We start from the raw sequence: 17122 nt of genomic DNA, 5'->3' as shown, positions 1-17122 counted from the left end.
CGGGCCTTGAGGTTCTTTGAAGTCTGCTTTCCGTGATGCGCCGGACAAGCCCGCGGGGCGGGAATCGGGTGTCGATCAGATGACCAGGCATCTATTAGATACGTGCCTCTACGGCAGCGAACCACCATAGGTGACACTCATTGTCCGTCAAGCCCGTCTAAAATCGCCAGTTGACCTGTCAGACATGCACCAATCGCCTGACATGAAACTTTCCCAGGGCGGCTGACCCACGAGACCGGCCTCCAAGGCGCACAGCCACAACGGCCCCTGCGCTGGCGCGGCTGGCTCAAGCCGGCAAACCAATAACGAATCAGACAAAGCTAGAGAGCTAGAGACCATGACCCCAGAACAGATCCTGCAAGAACACGGCCCACGCGAATCCATGGAATACGACGTGGTGATCGTCGGTGGCGGCCCTGCCGGCCTGTCCACCGCCATCCGCCTGAAGCAGCTGGCAGAGAAGAACGGCCAGTCGATCGAGGTGGTGGTGCTGGAAAAGGGCTCCGAAGCTGGCGGCCACATCCTCTCGGGCGCCGTCATGGACCCCAAGTCCATCACCGAGCTGTTCCCTGACTGGAAAGAGCGTGGCGCCCCGCTGAACCAGCCCGTCACAGGCGACGACCTTCTGGTCCTCAAGGAAGACGGCTCCTCCCGTGTTCCCGAGTGGCTGATGCCCCGCAACTTCCACAACCATGGCAACTACGTCATCAGTCTGGGCAACGTCACCAAATGGCTGGCCGAACAGGCCGAGGCCATGGGCGTCGAGATCTTCCCGGGCTTTGCCGCGGCGGAGGTGCTGTACGACGATCAAGGTCGCGTCAAGGGTGTGGCCACCGGCAACATGGGCATTGGCAAGGAAGGTGAGCTCACCGGCAACTTCCAGCTGGGCATGGAACTGCTGGGCAAGTACACCATCTTCGCCGAAGGGGCCCGCGGCCACCTGGGCAAGCAGCTGATCGCCAGGTTCAAGCTGGACGAAGGCAAGGACCCCCAGACTTTCGCCATCGGCATCAAGGAGCTGTGGGAGGTCCCTGCAGACAAGGCCAAGCCAGGTCTGGTGGTGCACACCTCCGGCTGGCCCATGGACCCGAACACGTTTGGCGGAGGCTTCCTCTACCACCTGGAGGACAACAAGGTCACGCTGGGCATGGTGATTGGCCTGAACTATGCCAACCCCTGGATGAGCCCGTTTGAAGAGCTGCAACGCTGGAAAACGCATCCGGACATCCGCAAGCACATCGAGGGCGGTAAGCGCCTGTCCTACGGTGCCCGCGCCATCAACAACGGCTCGCCGCAGGCATTGCCCAAGACGGTGTTCCCGGGTGGCGCACTCGTGGGCTGTGATGCCGGCTACATGAATGCAGCTCGCATCAAGGGCAGCCATGCGGCCATCAAGAGCGGCATGCTCTGCGCCGAGGCCATTGCCCCGGCCCTGGCAGCTGGCCGCGCTCATGATGAGCTTGCCGCCTACCCCGAAGCCTTTGAAAACAGCTGGCTCAACGAAGAACTGCAGAAGACCCGCAACTTCAAGAACTGGTTCAAGAAGGGACCGATGGTCGGCCAGCTCATGACCGGCATCGAACAGTGGTTCCTGCCCAAAGTTGGCGTGTCCACCCCTCCCTGGACGATCCACAACGACAAGCCCGATCATGTGTACCTGCGCCCTGCGTCGGAAATGCCCAAGATCGACTACCCCAAGCCGGACGGCAAACTCACTTTCGACCGTCTCTCCAGCGTCTTCATCTCCAACACCAACCACGAAGAAGACCAGCCAGCCCACCTCACGCTCAAAGACGCGAGCGTGCCGGTCAAGGTCAACCTGGCCAAGTACGCCGGCCCAGAGAGCCGCTACTGTCCTGCCGGTGTGTATGAATTCGTCGAAGATGAAGCCGGCAGCGGCGAGCGCCTGCAGATCAATGCCCAGAACTGCGTGCACTGCAAGACCTGCGACATCAAGGACCCGACGCAAAACATCGTCTGGGTGACGCCGGAAGGCGGCGGCGGCCCGAACTACTCCGGTATGTGAAGTCCGCCCTGGCCGGGATGTTCCTGGCTACCGATCGCAAAGGCCGCCTTGAGCGGCCTTTTTTTCGCCTGTGTGTGCACTTCGCACTCCATTTCCAAACCATTGGGTAGTCATATGGTTTGCCAATGGCCCAAAAACCCCTATGCTTGATCGGTACCAGGGAGACCCCGCCTGAAAATGACGCTTGCCAAGCTGTACCACCTTCGCTGGCCACTGATTCGCTTGCCCTTGATGCTGCTGGCCCTGGGCGTGTGCCTGCTGGTCTGGTGGAAGATCTACCCCATGCCGAAAGCCCAGCTGGTGATCTCGGCAGGTATCCCGGACGGGGCCTATCAGGCCTATGCGAACCGATATGCGCAGGCCCTGGCAGAACGCGGCATTGAAGCCGAAGTGCTGGGCTCGGCCGGGTCTGAGCAAAACCTCGACCGCATCCGCTCCGCTCCACCAGCGGCAGATCTGGCTTTCGTACAAGGGGGGTTTGGCTGGTCGGCCTTTGATGCCCCGCCGGAAGCCCAGGGGCGCGTCGTGACCATGGCCACAGTGGACTTTGAAGGTCTCTGGCTGTTCACACCGGATGTGGCCATCACCGACCTGATCCAGCTCACAGGAAAACGCGTCGCCATTGGTCCGGAGGGCAGCGGGCACAGAGTGCTCTTCATGCGCCTGCTCAAGCAAACCGACGTACCGGCCAACGACCTGACTTTGATGGATTTGACGGGTCAGGCCGCAGTCGAAGCGCTCGATGACGGCCTGGTCGACGCGGTTTTTGCCGTCGCCTCGCCCGGCGCCCCCATGATCCAGTCCCTGCTCAAGCGCCCTCGGGCTCGCCTGGCCGCACTCGAGCAAACGGGAGCGATTGTCGAGCGGAACAACTACCTCAGTCACCGGTTGCTCGCGCAGGATGCGCTGGGGCCCGACAGGCCCGCCATCGATACGTCCGTCCTGACCACCCCCACCCACCTGGTGGCCCGCCATGATCTCGACCCTGCCCTGATCCGCACGATCACCTCCATCGCCACCACCATCCACAGCGGAGAAGGCGTATTCCATCGCCAGGGCGAATTGCCAAGCATCCGCTTTGCCGACTTCCCCTCCTCGCCCGAGTCACGAACGGTCATGACCAGTGGCCTGGGCTGGATGGAAGCACACCTGCCCTTCAAGGTCGCCCAGGTCTTGCAGCGTGTTCTGCTCATCGGGCTTCCGGTTTTCCTGATCACCGGGCTGCTGATGGCCGTGATCCCTGCCTGGATCCGTCTCGTGCTGGAAGGCCGCATCAGCCGCTGGTACGGGGAGCTGCGCTTCATCGAAAATGACTTGCGCGAGAATCTTCTGGAAGCGGGCGGCCTGGAAATGAGCCGCATCAACTCGCGCCTCAAGGAGCTCGAGAGAGCACTGTCTACCATCAAGCTCCCGCCCGAGCTGGCCCATCGCTGGTTCACGCTGCATCAGCACGTCGCGTATGTGCGCACCTATCTGAGGAGGTACAGAGGCCGATGAAGCTGCTCATGCTTTACCGCCGGAGATGGTGGCTCCTGTATCTGCCGTTTCTCGCTCTGCTGCTTCTCTTTGTCGCTACGGCACTTCGTTGGTGGGAGCCAATCCCCCCACGGAGCGTGACCATCGGTACCGGGCCTGCTCAAAGCAGCTACCTGCGCCTGGCCCGTGCCTACGCGCAACGCCTGGAGGCCATGGGGATCGAAGTGCGCATCGTCACGCACGAGCGGCCACAGGACCCGCTCTATGCCATGAAGAACGAAGACAGCCAGATCGACGTGACCTTCGCGCAAGGCCTGTACGCCACACAGGCATCCCAGGTCGAGGCGCTGGCTGTCGTGGGCCACGAAATCGTCTGGGTCGTCGCGCGGGAGGGCATCTACTCTGCCGACGACCTTCGTCAGAAGACACTGGCTGTATCGGTCGAGGATTCGTCCAATCAGCGAGCCGCATTGCTGCTCATGCAGCATCTTCGGATTCAGCCTGGCGAGATCACCCTGCTGCCCCTGGTTGGCAATGCCGCCATCAGCGCATTCTCCAAAGGCGAGATTGACGCCGTCATTCATGTGGCCACCGGCTCGTCGCAAACGGCCGCCACGCTGGTGCGCCTGCCCAATGCCCATGTGCTGGGGATCGACCGCGCAGCGGCCCTCTCGTCCAGAGATGCACGCCTGCGCGCTGTCGTGATGCCGCAAGGGTCCATCGAGCTCAGGGCCAACCTGCCCGAGTCCGACCTTCCCACCCTGGTCACCCAGACCCATCTGGTAGCCCGAACAGGCCTGCATCCTGCCCTTCAGCGAGCCTTGATCAACGTCGCATCCGAGCTGCATGTGATGGGCGGATTTCTGGAGCGCCAGGGTGACTACCCCACCACGCTGGGAAGCGATTACCCGGTTTCTGGCGTTGCCAGTGAAGCGTTCCGGGGTAACAAGCCCTGGCTGGAGTCCGTCCTGCCATATCGCACAGCCCAGTGGACACAGTTGATGCTGTTTCTCCTGGTGCCGCTGGCCTTCGCCACGGCCTTTATTTTCACGCGAGCTCCCAGGTTCTTCCAGGGGCGGGTGGACGCCATCCTTCAGCACTTTTACGGAGAGCTGAAGTTTCTGGAGGAAGAACTGATCCAGGCCGAAGATGCCAACACCAAAGACTTGCGCCCCTTGATGCAGCGCCTCGAGGCACTCGAGCGACAAGTCACCGGAATGGACTTCCCGGACGACTATGTGGATCGCTGGTACACGCTTCGCGAGCACATGGACCATGTCCGGGACAGGTTCAAGATCAGTCATCCGAACTGGGCCACCACGTCCAGACGTTAAGCAGCTGCTCTGGATTCCCGACCCGGCATCCGCTACACTACGGGATTGTCAGGAGAGAGCCATCGCCTTGGTGCGACGGCCGCCGAAGGCGCAGCAACTGAACGCTCAGGCAAAAGGACTGGCAAACACCCCCGTTGATCGCCGTCAATGGAGGTGTCCCCGGCTGGAGAGAGGCAACCCCTGCGTTGCCCACCGAAGGAGCAAATGCGGTATCGCCCGTGTGAATCTCTCAGGTAAAGCGGACAGTGGGGCAGCGCACAAGTGTTTTGTGCAGGCGTCAAGACACGCCCTCTGCTCAACCCTCATTCAGGACACTGCCAGCCCATGTCTGACACCGCCGCCACCGATCTGCTGACCACCCCCTTGAACGCCCTGCATCTGGAGCTAGGTGCCCGCATGGTGCCGTTTGCCGGCTATTCCATGCCCGTGCAATATCCGCTCGGCGTGCTCAAGGAACACCATCACACCCGCGCATCGGCCGGCCTGTTCGACGTCTCCCATATGGGCCAGCTCACGCTCTCCGGCCCCGATGCCGCCGCAGCGTTTGAAAGCCTGATGCCGGTGGACGTGATGGGCCTGGGCGTGAACAAGCAGCGCTATGGCCTGTTGCTCAACGACGAAGGCGGCATCATCGACGACCTGATGTTCGTGAACCGGGGTAGCGACCCACATTCAGTCGGGGAGCGTGGGGGTCAAGAGATCTTTGTTATCGTGAACGGCGCCTGCAAGCACGGCGACATTGCCCACATTCGTGAGCGCATCGGCAGCCGCTGCACCATCACCGAACAGTTCGACCGCGCCCTGCTGGCGCTTCAAGGCCCCAAGGCCGTGGATGCCCTGCAGCAACTGCTCCCCGGCGTTGAAAAACTCGTTTTCATGACCGGCATGCCCGCCACCTGGAACGGTGCGGATCTCTACGTCACCCGCAGCGGCTACACCGGCGAAGACGGCTTTGAGATCTCCTTGCCGGCCGATGCCGCCGAAGCGTTCGCCCGCGCATTGCTGGCCGAGCCGGAAGTCGAGGCCATCGGCCTGGGCGCCCGCAACTCGCTGCGCCTGGAAGCCGGCCTGTGCCTGTATGGCAATGACATCGACGGCACCACGACACCAGTGGAAGCCGCGCTGAACTGGGCCATGCAAAAGGTTCGCCGCACCGGTGGCGAGCGCGCCGGCGGCTTCCCGGGCGCTGCGCGCGTACTGGCCCAGCTCGACGGCACCGAGGCCCTGCCCCGCAAGCGTGTCGGCCTGGTGGCGCTGGAGCGCATTCCGGTGCGCGAACACACCGAGCTGCAAAGCACCGACGGCCAGAGCATCGGCGAAGTCACCAGCGGCTTGCTCGGCCCCAGCGCAGAGAAACCAGTGGCCATGGGCTACGTGAACCCTGAGCATGCCGCCGTCGGTACCCGCATCAACGCCATCGTGCGCGGCAAAGTCGTGCCCATGGAAGTGACGGCGATGCCGTTTGTGCCGAACCACTACTACCGGGGTTGACCCCCGCGCCGCTTCGAGGCTCCCCCTGGATAAGGGAAGCTGCAAAGCAAACACACCGTTTTCATCTCAACCTTTTTCACCGGAGCCCCACATGACCACCAAGTACACCGAAGACCACGAATGGATCACCGTTGAAGGCGATATCGCCACGGTCGGCATCACCGTCCACGCGCAAGACGCCCTGGGCGATGTGGTGTTTGTGGATCTGCCCGAAGTGGGCAAGACCTTTGATCAGAAGGAAGTGGCCGGCGTGGTGGAGTCCGTCAAGGCCGCTGCCGACGTGTACATGCCCATCTCGGGCCAAATCGTCGAAGTGAACGAAGCCCTGCGCGACGACCCGGCCCTGGCCAACACCGATCCACTCGCCGCCGGCTGGTTCTTCAAGGTCAAGCTGTCGGACGCTTCGCAAGTCGACGCGCTGATGGACGCCACCGCTTACGACGAGCTCCTGAAGAACAGTTGATAGAGGCCACCCCCGCCGCGCTGCGCGCGTCCCCCTCAAGGGGGCGCGACGTGGCCGGCCGGGAAACCCGGACCGGCGGTCGCCTTGCCTGGCGCCTGTGATGCTCGGTCCTTGATTTGCCAATTGCCTGCCAGATGTGTTGCCTGTGCTATCCGCTATCGGTAGCGCGCGCCACCTGCCCTCACCTTTCTCCAAGGTATCGCCATGTTGATGTCGTCTGTTCGCCCGCTCGGCGAGCTTGAGAACCCTTCCGAATTTGTTGCCCGCCACATTGGCGTGAGCGCCGAAGATGAATCCCTGATGCTGTCCGTCATCGGTGAAGCATCGCGTCGCGCCCTGATCGACGGCATCGTGCCGCGTTCGATTGCACGCAGCCAGGGCATGCAGTTGCCGCCGGCCGTCACGGAAGCAGCGGCGCTGGCTGAACTCAAGGCCATCGCTTCAAAGAACAAGGTCTTCAAGAGCTTCATCGGCCAGGGCTACTACGGCACCCACACGCCGGGCGTCATCCTGCGCAACATCCTGGAGAACCCCGCCTGGTACACGGCCTACACGCCCTACCAGGCCGAAATCTCCCAGGGCCGCATGGAAGCGTTGGTGAACTTCCAGACCATGGTGACGGACCTCACCGGCATGGACATCGCCAACGCGTCGATGCTGGACGAAGCCACGGCAGCAGCCGAAGCCATGACGCTGGCCAAGCGCTCGGTCAAGTCCAAGGGCAATGTGTTCGTGGTGGCGGGCGACTGCCACCCTCAAGTCATCGAAGTCATCCAGACACGTGCGGCGCCGATGGGCTTCGAGGTGAAGCTGGCCAACTCCCACGCGGAATGGCTGGCGGCACTGGACGCCGACGACTACTTTGCCGTGCTCGCGGCCTACCCCACCACCAGCGGCCGCATCGACGACCTGGGCGCCGACGCTGAGAAAGTGCACGGCAAGCAAGCCGCGTTCATCGTGGCCGCCGACCTGCTGGCCCTGACGCTGCTGAAGTCTCCTGGCGAATTCGGCGCCGAAATCGTCATCGGCACCACTCAGCGCTTCGGCATGCCCATGGGCGCCGGTGGCCCGCACGCTGCCTACATGGCCTGCAAGGATGCGTTCAAGCGTTCCCTGCCCGGCCGGCTGGTGGGCGTGAGCGTGGACGTGCACGGCCAACCGGCTTATCGCCTTGCCCTGCAGACCCGCGAGCAACACATCCGCCGCGAGAAGGCCACCTCCAACATTTGCACGGCGCAGGTGCTGCCAGCTGTGGTGGCCAGCATGTATGCCGTGTACCACGGCCCACAAGGCCTCAAGCGCATTGCCCAGCGCGTGGCCGCCTACACCGCAGTCCTGGCCGCTGGCCTGAAGCAGCTGGGCGCACCGCTGCGTACCGACAGCGCGTTTGACACGCTCTCGCTCCACACGGGCACCAACACGCAGGCACTGGTCGCCAAGGCCGTGGCCAAGGGTGCCAACCTGCGCGTCTATTGGGGTGAGTACATCACCATCTCCCTTGACGAAACCACCACCCGCGAAGACATCGCGCTGCTGTGGTCGGTGTTTGCCAAAGACGGCCAGGAGCTGCCGACTTTCGACAGCTTCGAAAAAGGCGTGGAGCCACTGATCCCGGCCGAGCTGCGCCGCACCAGCGACTTCATGACGCACCCGGTGTTCAACAGCTACCACAGCGAAACCGGCATGCTGCGCTACATCCGCGCCCTCTCCGACAAAGACCTGGCGCTGGACCGCAGCATGATCCCGCTGGGCTCGTGCACGATGAAGCTCAACGCGACCAGCGAGATGATTCCCATCACCTGGCCAGAGTTTGCCGGTGTGCACCCCTTCGCCCCGGCCGATCAGCTGCAGGGCTACCAGGAGCTGGACGCACAGCTGCGCGACTGGCTGTGCCAGGCCACCGGCTATGCCGGCATCAGCCTGCAGCCCAACGCGGGCTCTCAGGGCGAATACGCGGGCCTGCTGGCCATCCAGGCCTGGCATGCCTCACGTGGTGAGGCCCACCGCAACATCTGCCTGATCCCGCAATCGGCGCACGGCACCAATCCGGCATCTGCCCAGATGGTGGGCATGCAAGTGGTGGTCACCAAGTGCGACGCGGAAGGCAACGTTGACCTGGTCGACCTCAAGGCCAAGTGCGAGCAACACGCCGACAAACTGGCGGCGGTGATGATCACTTACCCGTCCACCCACGGTGTGTTTGAAACGCAGGTGAAAGATCTGTGCGCCATGGTTCACCAGTACGGCGGCCGCGTGTATGTGGACGGCGCCAACATGAACGCACTGGTGGGCGTGGCCGCGCCGGGCGAATTCGGCGGCGACGTCAGCCACCTGAACCTGCACAAGACTTTCTGCATCCCGCACGGCGGCGGCGGCCCGGGTGTTGGCCCTGTGTGTGTGGTGGAAGATCTGGTGCCATTCCTGCCGGGCCATGCCACAGCAGCTGCTCAAGGCGCCAGTACCGGTGCCCAGGGCAAGGTTGGGGCAGTTTCCGCAGCTCCCTACGGGAACGCCGCTGTGCTGCCGATCAGCTGGATGTACATCCGCATGATGGGTGCCGAAGGCCTGCAACACGCCACCGAAACCGCCATTCTGAGCGCGAACTACATCAGCAAGCGCCTGGCCGACCACTACCCCACGCTGTACGCCAGCGCCAACGGCCATGTGGCACACGAGTGCATTCTGGACCTGCGCGACCTGAAAGAAACCAGTGGTGTGATGGCCGAAGACGTGGCCAAGCGCTTGATGGACTACGGCTTCCACGCGCCAACGCTGTCATTCCCGGTGGCCAACACGCTGATGGTGGAACCCACCGAAAGCGAAACACTGGAAGAGCTGGACCGCTTCATCGACGCGATGATTGCCATTCGCGAAGAGATCCGCAGCATCGAGCGTGGCGAGTGGCCGCAGGACGACAACCCGCTGAAGAACGCACCGCATACCGCAGACAGCCTGATGAAGGCAGACTGGCCACACCCCTACGGCCGTGATGTGGGTGCCGCTTCGCAGTCGACACGCGCCAACGCCAAGTATTGGCCGCCCGTGGGCCGTATCGACAACGTCTACGGCGACCGCAACCTGTTCTGCAGCTGCGTGCCACTGGGCGAACCCGACTGAACTTGAACGAAGAACACATCGTGCCCACCAATAGCCAGGCCAATCCTTCTCGACAGCACTTCGCCAGCGACAACTACGCCGGCATGTGTGGCGAAGCCATGCACTGGCTGGCCGAGGCGAACAGCAGCGGGCCACAGCCGGCTTACGGCGAAGATGTCTGGACCCAAAAAGTCTCGGACCGCATGCGCGAGCTGTTTGACACCGATTGCGATGTGTACTTCGTGTTCAACGGCACGGCGGCCAACTCCCTGGCGCTGGCGTCTTTGTGCCAAAGCTATCACTCGGTGATCTGCTCACCCGTCGCCCACATTGAGACCGACGAATGCGGCGGGCCTGAGTTCTTCTCGAACGGTTCCAAGCTGTTGATCGCCGAGAGCGAAAGTCAGGCGGCGCGCCAGGGCAAGCTCACGCCGGAAGGCATTGAGCAACTCGTCACCAAGCGCAGCGACATCCACTATCCCAAGCCGAAAGTGGTCAGCATCACGCAGGCCACCGAGCTGGGCACGGTTTACGGCCTGGACGAACTCAAGGCCGTGACCGCCAAGGCGCGCGAACACCGTCTGCGCATCCACATGGATGGCGCGCGATTTGCCAACGCCGTGGCCAGCCTGGGCTGCCATCCGGGCGACATCACCTGGAAGGTCGGCGTGGATGTGCTGTGCTTTGGCGGTACCAAGAACGGCTTGCCGGTTGGCGAAGCGGTGGTGTTTTTTGACCGCAAGCTCTCGGAAGACTTCGCCTACCGCGTCAAGCAAGCCGGGCAACTCGCCTCCAAGATGCGCTTCATCTCCGCCCCCTGGCTGGGCTTGCTCGAAGAAGGTGTCTGGTTGCGCAACGCTGGCCGGGCCAATGCCATGGCGCAGCGTCTGCATGCGGGCGTGCAAGACATTGCGGGCGTGGACTGTACCCATGCGCCGCAGGCCAACTCGGTGTTTCTGCACATGAGCGAAGCCACCGCGAAGGCGCTGCGCGACAAAGGCTGGCGGTTCTACCAGTTCATCGCGGGTGGTGGTTGCCGCTTCATGTGTTCCTGGGACACGTCCGAGGCTGACGTTGACCTGCTTCTGGCTGACTTGCGAAGCAACTGCTCGGCCTGATTTTCATCTGACTCTCCTGGGCGCTCCTGCTGTGCGAGCGCAACCATCAGCACTGGCAAGCGCTCGATCCACTGCGGATAAACCCTCTGTTTTTTCGAACGACCGTTCGTTCTAATTTGTTCGCGGTTCGACATTTGGAACAGGCAAAAGAAGCGAATGGTCGAGACCGTGGAACAACGAGGAGACACACCCCATGATTCGACATCGCCTTCGCCAAGGCCTGATGGCGCTCGGCCTCGCCGCAGCCGCCACACTGGCCTCCACCCCGGCACTCGCGGCCGATACCTATACCCAAACCCGCTATCCCATCGTGCTGGTACATGGCCTGTTTGGCTTTGATTCGGTCGGGCCCATCAACTATTTCCACGGCGTGGCCAGCGAGCTGCGGCGAAGTGGCGCCACCGTCATCGCCACACAGCAGTCGGCGGCCAACGCCAGCGAAGTCCGGGGCGAGCAATTGCTGTCGGAGTTGCGTCGCCTGAAAGCCGCTTATGGCTACCAGAAGTTCAACCTGATCGGCCACAGCCATGGCGGCCAGTCGATTCGCTATGTGGCAGCGGTGGACCCGTCGCTGGTGGCTTCGGTCACCACCGTCGGCACGCCACACAAGGGATCAGCAGTGGCCGACACCATCCAGGCCGCGACCGACCTGACCGGCACCACCAACGTGGCGGGCGCCATTTTCAATGGCCTGGCCAGCATCATCAGCGCCTTCTCTGGCGGAAGCACCCTGCCCCAAGATGCGGTTGCCGCCATGACATCGCTCACCACCAGCGGCGCGGCACGCTTCAACCAGCGTTTTCCTGCTGGCGCTCCCGGCAGCAGTTGCGGAGAAGGCCCGGCCATCGCCAACGGCGTGCGCTACTACTCGGCCGGTGGGACTTCGGTGGTCACCAACATCTTCGACCCCGACAGCGCCCTGGGCCTGACGGGCGTGCTGTTCGTTGGCAAAGCCAATGACGGCCTGGTGGAGCGGTGCTCGTCGCACTGGGGTTCGGTGCTGCGCGACAACTACCCCTGGAACCACCTGGACGAAGTGAACCAGACCTTCGGGCTGCGCGGCCTGTTCACGCCCAGCCCCGTCTCGTTCTACCGCACCCAGGCCAACCGCCTGAAAAACGCTGGCCTGTGAGCGACTCACCTCAACAGCCCTTGCCGCGCGTCGGACTGACGGGCGTGGCCCTGGCTCTGAGTCTGGCATTGACCATATGGTGGACATCGCGTCCACCGTCATCACAGCCAGCCTCACACTCGCCGACCGCTCCATCGAACACCACCCCACAAGGATGGTCGTTGCTGTCGGCCGGCAGCGGTGCCACTGAGGAAGGCCCCACGGGCAGCGAGTCGGGCGCGACGGCGGCCGGTGTGGATGTCGAAGGCGTGCGTCAGCGGCTGATGGAAGACGGCTCTCTGCGCGGCGCATCGCTTGACGGCGGTTGGGGCCACTGGGACGGCCAGCAGTTGCACCCTTCACTGGCGCTAAGGCAGCGCTTTGATCAGCTCCTCACCACCCAAGGCGAAGCCACGCTGGAAGAGTTGCGCGCACTGGTTCAGCACCTCGCCGCCACAGACCTGGGCGAGGCCGGCGCACAGACCGTGCTGACTCAGTGGGACGCCTATGTGAAGCTGCTGGCCAGTGTGGGAGAGACGCGGGTGGATTTGCAAAATCCGCAGTCCTGGCTGGCCGAGCTGCAACGCCTGCAGCGGCTGCGCGCAGCAGCGCTCGGGCCTCAATGGGCAAGGGCTTTTTACGCTGACGAAGAACAGGCTTTGGTCGATCGTGTTCAGGCAATGACGACCAACGCCGCACCATCCAGCCCGGCAGAGCCAAGCCCCCGCCAGCTTCTGGATGCAGACCCATCGGCAGATGCCGCCGATAGGTTTCGTCAGAGAGAGGCTGCGCTGGGAACCGCAGCCGCGCAAAGGCTAGAGGCCCTCGACCAAGAAGAAGCCGCTTGGCAGGTGCGTCTGCAAGCAGCCCGAGCAGCCTTGGGGGAACTGGCGCAAGCAGCTGAATTGTCAGATGCCCAGCGGCAACAAGCCATTGAACAGTACATGGCGCAGCAGTTCAAACCTGAAGAGCAAATGCGCGCGAAAGCACTGCTCGGGCTGTAAACTGAAGGCTTCGGCCGGGCAGTGAAAGCACTGCCGCCGGCCCACGCCATCACAGCCTTTGCCCCCGAATGAGCTCATCTCCCCGCGTGCTCAGCCTCATCCCGCCGATGACGCAGCTGAACACGCCCTACCCCTCTACCGCCTACCTCACCGGCTTTCTGCGCGAGCAAGGCATTGACGCACGACAGGCCGACATTGCCCTGGCGCTGGTGTTGCGCCTGTTCACGCGTGAGGGGCTGGACGCGGTGCGCGACAATGCCGACGCCATGCCGGAAGCAGAACGCAGCCGCAGCGTGCACGCGTTTCTGGATCAGTTCGACCACTACCGCGCCACCATCGGGCCGGTGATTCGGTTTCTGCAAGGCAGCGACGCCACCCTCGCTTACCGCATAGCGGCGCGTGGCTTGCTGCCCGAGGGGCCGCGCTTTGCACCGCTGGATGTGTATGCCGAAACTGATCTGGGCGAAGGCGAAGACCCGCTGGGCTGGGCCTTTGGTGCCCTGGGCACGCAAGACAAGGCGCGCCACCTGGCCACGCTTTATCTGAACGATTTGGCGGATGTGATTCGCGACGCGGTGGACGAACGTTTCGAGTTCGTGCGCTATGCCGAATCCCTGGCCAGCAGCCAGCCGAGCTTTGACCCACTGGCCCAGGCCTTGGCCGCGCCACCCTCGCTCATCGACGACTGGCTGGCGGAGCTCACCCTGGCGGCTGTGGCGGAACACCAGCCGCAGATCGTGCTGCTGTCCGTGCCCTTCCCCGGCTCGGTCTACGCGGCCTTTCGCATGGGCCAGGCCATCAAAGCCCAGCATCCTGATGTGAAAGTCGTGCTGGGCGGCGGCTATGTGAACACCGAGCTGCGCGAGCTCAAAGAACCGCGCGTGTTCGACCACGTGGATTTCGTGACGCTGGACGCTGGCGAGCGCCCGGTGCTGTCCATCATCGAACACCTGCAGGGCGAGCGTGGACCGCAGCGCTTGCAGCGCACCTTTGTTCGCGACGACGCAGGCAAGGTGAAGTTCTTGAATCTGGCCGAACCCGACGTCCCGTTTGAAAACGTCGGCACCCCCACCTGGGACGGCTTGCCGATTCACCGCTACCTGAGCCTGCTCGACATGCTCAACCCCATGCACCGACTATGGAGCGACGGGCGCTGGAACAAGCTCACCGTGGCGCACGGCTGCTACTGGAAGAAGTGCAGCTTCTGCGATGTGGGGCTCGATTACATCGGCCGCTACGAAACCGCCGCGGCCAGCACCCTGGCTGACCGCATCCAACGCATCGTGGAAGAAACCGGCCAGACCGGCTTTCACTTTGTCGACGAAGCCGCGCCGCCCAAGTCGCTCAAGGCATTGGCGGAAGAGCTGCTGCGCCGCGATTTGCAAATCAGCTGGTGGGGCAACATCCGATTTGAAAAGACCTTCACTCCCGAACTGGCCGAGCTGCTCGCCGCCAGCGGTTGCATCGCCATGAGCGGCGGGCTGGAGGTGGCCAGCGACCGCCTGCTCGACCTCATGAAAAAAGGCGTGTCGGTGGAACAGGTGGCGCGCGTCACCAAAGGCTTTACCGACGCTGGCATTCTGGTGCACGCCTACCTGATGTACGGCTTCCCGACCCAGACCCTGCAAGACACCGTGGATGCGCTGGAGTACGTGCGACAGCTGTTCGAAAACGGCTGCATCCAGAGCGGTTTCTTTCACCGCTTTGCCTGCACCGTGCACTCACCCGTGGGCCAGAACCCGGCCGAATATGGCATCACCCTGGCCCCCATGCCTGAAGTGAGATTTGCCAAGAACGACATCGCGTTTGTCGACCCCACTCCCATGCCAGACGGTGTGGACCACGACGTGCTGGGCCAAGGCCTGCGCAAGGCCATCTACAACTACATGCACGGCCTGTGCGTGGAAGACGATGTGCGCCGCTGGTTCGAGCACCTGCCCTGCCCTGTGCCACGCTCCACCGTCAAGCGCACCCGCATTGCCAAGGCGCTGGCGCGGCACACCTGACACGCTACTCCTACGAAGGAAATATTATGTGCATGAAAATGCACATATAATGCACCCATGACACCCGCAGAAAAAGCTGCCATCACCTGCCTGGAGCGCCTGGACTCAGGTTTTTTCAAAGCCCTGGGTGAGCCTGCGCGCGTGGCATTGCTACGGGCCTTGATCCTGAAGCAGCGCGCCGACGTGGGCAGCCTGGCCGACATGGTTCCGCAGGAACGGTCTGTCGTGACGCGGCATTTGCAAGTCATGGAGCGCGCCCGGCTCGTGCGCAGTGAAGCCGAAGGCCGCCACACCTACTACGCCATCGACAACGAGGGCGTGCTGGCCCAGCTCAAGGACCTGGTCAACCTGTTTGAGAGCCTGGGGCCTTTGTGCTGTCCGCCAGGGAAGCGCTGATCATTGGCTGGAGCTTTCTGATCATGTCTGCCAATTGTTCTTGACCTCATTTTTGCTCAAATTTTTTTGGTCATTCATATGCATATGTGTACACGCTTCCACAGATCAAAGCCAAACAACATTTCACCTTGCCTCCATTGAAAGGACTCCCCATGTCAGACCTGTTTGACGCCGCCACTGTTCAATCCGCTGTTGCGGACTACCTCAGCCTCATCGTGCCTTTGGCCTTCGTGGCCATGTGGTGGTGGGAACGGCGCCGACCCGCACGCACTTATGCCGACATGCCCCAGTGGGTGCGCTGGGGCTGGGGCTTTTTTGTTCTGACCGCCGTGGTGGGGTCCATCGTTCCCCTCACCATCGCCGCCGCTGGCTGGACGGAATGGCGGCTCTGGGACGGCCGTTTCCTCGGCTGCTGGGGTCTGCTTCCAGGCTTGCTGCTCACGTCCCTGCTCCACTACGGTTGGCACCGGTTGGAGCACGCCAGTGATCTGGCATGGCGCTTCGGCCACCAGCTGCATCACAGCCCCACGCGGGTGGACATTCCCGGTGCCTTCTACGCACACCCGAATGAAGTGATCGTCAAAACCCTGCTGGGCATCACGGCGAACGTCTGGCTGCTCGGCTTGAGCCCCGCCATCGCAGCCACCGTCACCACCGCCCTCACACTCATAAGCCTGTTCCAGCACTGGAACATCCGCACCCCTCGGTGGCTGGGCTGGTTCATTCCCCGCCCGGAAATGCATGCCTTCCACCACGAAGCCAATGTGCACGCCCGCAATTACAGCGATCTGCCCTTCTGGGACTGGCTGTTCGGCACCTACTACAACCCGCCCAGCTTCGAAGGTCAGGTGGGTTTTGAAGGCGCACGCGCCACCCGGGTGAAGGACATGCTGCTCATGCGGGACGTGCACCGAGAAGTTGGCTAGAACTTTGTGCGCCGCCGCCACGCGCAGTATGAAAGGGAGGGCTAACGAAAGCTGAACGCTCCCAGCAGAGCTCTTACTGCGACTTCGCTGGGCTTTCAGGCTGCGACTGGGGTTGAGGCTCTGCAGGCGTTTGGACGCATGCAGTTTCCGGCGTCAATGCCACTTGCGCGTCCGCATGCTTGCCGTCTTGTCCAATCTCGACGATCGACATGAAGCACTTCCGGTCTTCAACGCCCACATCAATGGAGTAATGCTTGGCGGCCTCTGGCATGAAAGACACCGGCCCTACGTTGCAAGAGGACGTGCTGAAACCAGTGGAGAAAACGTAGGAGCCAATCAAATACACCTTGGCGTCTTTGGGAACATAGTAAGAACGCGTCTTCTCACCAACGCCCATCCAGTGGTTCGACAGCACACCTGTGCCTTTGTAGTCAACGCAGCGGTTACCCAGGGCCGTGTTGATCAGAAAATTCCTGGCCGGGCTCCTCACCCTGCCGCCCCCCAAGCGGTCGCCAAAGGTGATCTGGGGATCCTGTGGCGATGCTGGTGCGTACTCATAACCCTTGGGGGCCGACGCACAGCCCGACAACAACAGCAACGCGCTGGCGACCGTCAATGCAAACTTCATCTTGATTTCCCTGATAACAGACAGTTTTTGAAGCCCGCCATTTTCTC

The 17122-nt window shown here is 62.6% G+C and carries 13 protein-coding genes and 2 riboswitches; of the genes, 12 read left to right on the top strand and 1 reads right to left on the bottom strand.

Translation table 11 applies throughout. The features are described 5' to 3' along the window. Positions 1-337: 337 nt before the first annotated feature. The 12 genes from ABWV89_RS02470 (at position 338) to ABWV89_RS02415 (ending at position 16447) form a co-directional block, all read left to right on the top strand. On the top strand, positions 338-2026 hold the full coding sequence (locus tag ABWV89_RS02470; protein WP_353393872.1) for an electron transfer flavoprotein-ubiquinone oxidoreductase: 1689 nt from the start codon (positions 338-340) through the stop codon (positions 2024-2026). A gap of 177 nt (positions 2027-2203) precedes the next feature. Then, positions 2204-3523, top strand: a complete 1320-nt coding sequence (locus ABWV89_RS02465) for a TAXI family TRAP transporter solute-binding subunit (protein ID WP_353393870.1) — start codon at positions 2204-2206, stop codon at positions 3521-3523. Continuing rightward, positions 3520-4836: an ABC transporter substrate-binding protein gene (locus ABWV89_RS02460; RefSeq protein ID WP_353393868.1), complete on the top strand. Its 1317-nt coding sequence runs from the start codon at positions 3520-3522 to the stop codon at positions 4834-4836. Before ABWV89_RS02465 ends, ABWV89_RS02460 begins: the two co-directional genes overlap by 4 nt. Before the next feature lie 39 nt (positions 4837-4875). Continuing rightward, positions 4876-4967: riboswitch (glycine riboswitch) on the top strand. 22 nt (positions 4968-4989) lie between these two features. Continuing rightward, positions 4990-5092: riboswitch (glycine riboswitch) on the top strand. Positions 5093-5160: 68 nt separating this feature from the next. Next, a complete protein-coding gene (gene gcvT, locus ABWV89_RS02455) occupies positions 5161-6327 on the top strand; it encodes a glycine cleavage system aminomethyltransferase GcvT (RefSeq protein WP_353393866.1) in 1167 nt (388 codons plus the stop codon). A gap of 91 nt (positions 6328-6418) precedes the next feature. Next, entirely contained in the window at positions 6419-6790 is a 372-nt protein-coding gene (gene gcvH, locus ABWV89_RS02450; RefSeq protein ID WP_353393864.1) for a glycine cleavage system protein GcvH, read from the top strand. Between the two features lie 204 nt (positions 6791-6994). After that, positions 6995-9907: an aminomethyl-transferring glycine dehydrogenase gene (gcvP, locus tag ABWV89_RS02445; protein ID WP_353393862.1), complete on the top strand. Its 2913-nt coding sequence runs from the start codon at positions 6995-6997 to the stop codon at positions 9905-9907. 83 nt (positions 9908-9990) lie between these two features. Further along, entirely contained in the window at positions 9991-11004 is a 1014-nt protein-coding gene (locus tag ABWV89_RS02440) for a threonine aldolase family protein (RefSeq protein ID WP_502903144.1), read from the top strand. 193 nt (positions 11005-11197) lie between these two features. After that, positions 11198-12136 (top strand): lipase family alpha/beta hydrolase, encoded by a 939-nt coding sequence (locus ABWV89_RS02435; RefSeq protein WP_353393858.1) that lies wholly within the window; start codon positions 11198-11200, stop codon positions 12134-12136. Further along, the gene (locus tag ABWV89_RS02430) at positions 12133-13119 is read left to right on the top strand and encodes a lipase secretion chaperone (RefSeq protein WP_353393856.1); all 987 of its coding nucleotides are present in this window, start codon (positions 12133-12135) and stop codon (positions 13117-13119) included. Before ABWV89_RS02435 ends, ABWV89_RS02430 begins: the two co-directional genes overlap by 4 nt. A gap of 68 nt (positions 13120-13187) precedes the next feature. Continuing rightward, on the top strand, positions 13188-15125 hold the full coding sequence (locus ABWV89_RS02425) for a B12-binding domain-containing radical SAM protein (RefSeq protein WP_353393854.1): 1938 nt from the start codon (positions 13188-13190) through the stop codon (positions 15123-15125). Positions 15126-15182: 57 nt separating this feature from the next. After that, a complete protein-coding gene (locus tag ABWV89_RS02420) occupies positions 15183-15521 on the top strand; it encodes an ArsR/SmtB family transcription factor (protein WP_353393852.1) in 339 nt (112 codons plus the stop codon). Positions 15522-15673: 152 nt separating this feature from the next. Beyond that, complete coding sequence (locus ABWV89_RS02415) at positions 15674-16447, top strand: sterol desaturase family protein (RefSeq protein ID WP_353393850.1); 774 nt, start codon at positions 15674-15676, stop codon at positions 16445-16447. Positions 16448-16520: 73 nt separating this feature from the next. Here the strand turns inward: ABWV89_RS02415 and ABWV89_RS02410 are convergent, their stop codons facing one another. After that, positions 16521-17075, bottom strand: a complete 555-nt coding sequence (locus ABWV89_RS02410; RefSeq protein ID WP_353393848.1) for a hypothetical protein — start codon at positions 17073-17075, stop codon at positions 16521-16523. Between the last annotated feature and the right edge of the window lie 47 nt (positions 17076-17122).

Origin of the sequence: Hydrogenophaga sp. 5NK40-0174 (assembly GCF_040372165.1) — a bacterium.
In the GTDB taxonomy this organism is placed as follows: Bacteria; Pseudomonadota; Gammaproteobacteria; order Burkholderiales; family Burkholderiaceae_C; genus Hydrogenophaga.
Note: the sequence above shows the minus strand (reverse complement) of the source record. Positions and strands in the feature narration are given on the sequence as shown.

What these genes read in the sequence shown, in the direction of transcription:
- ABWV89_RS02465 (WP_353393870.1), top strand. Translation starts at nt 2,204, where the DNA reads ATGACGCTTGCCAAGCTGTACCACCTTCGCTGGCCACTGATTCGCTTG.
- ABWV89_RS02440 (WP_502903144.1), top strand. Translation starts at nt 9,991, where the DNA reads ATGTGTGGCGAAGCCATGCACTGGCTGGCCGAGGCGAACAGCAGCGGG.
- gcvP (WP_353393862.1), top strand. Translation starts at nt 6,995, where the DNA reads ATGTTGATGTCGTCTGTTCGCCCGCTCGGCGAGCTTGAGAACCCTTCC.
- ABWV89_RS02435 (WP_353393858.1), top strand. Translation starts at nt 11,198, where the DNA reads ATGATTCGACATCGCCTTCGCCAAGGCCTGATGGCGCTCGGCCTCGCC.
- ABWV89_RS02460 (WP_353393868.1), top strand. Translation starts at nt 3,520, where the DNA reads ATGAAGCTGCTCATGCTTTACCGCCGGAGATGGTGGCTCCTGTATCTG.
- ABWV89_RS02415 (WP_353393850.1), top strand. Translation starts at nt 15,674, where the DNA reads ATGTCAGACCTGTTTGACGCCGCCACTGTTCAATCCGCTGTTGCGGAC.
- gcvT (WP_353393866.1), top strand. Translation starts at nt 5,161, where the DNA reads ATGTCTGACACCGCCGCCACCGATCTGCTGACCACCCCCTTGAACGCC.
- ABWV89_RS02420 (WP_353393852.1), top strand. Translation starts at nt 15,183, where the DNA reads ATGACACCCGCAGAAAAAGCTGCCATCACCTGCCTGGAGCGCCTGGAC.
- ABWV89_RS02470 (WP_353393872.1), top strand. Translation starts at nt 338, where the DNA reads ATGACCCCAGAACAGATCCTGCAAGAACACGGCCCACGCGAATCCATG.
- ABWV89_RS02425 (WP_353393854.1), top strand. Translation starts at nt 13,188, where the DNA reads ATGAGCTCATCTCCCCGCGTGCTCAGCCTCATCCCGCCGATGACGCAG.
- ABWV89_RS02410 (WP_353393848.1), bottom strand. Translation starts at nt 17,075, where the DNA reads ATGAAGTTTGCATTGACGGTCGCCAGCGCGTTGCTGTTGTTGTCGGGC.
- gcvH (WP_353393864.1), top strand. Translation starts at nt 6,419, where the DNA reads ATGACCACCAAGTACACCGAAGACCACGAATGGATCACCGTTGAAGGC.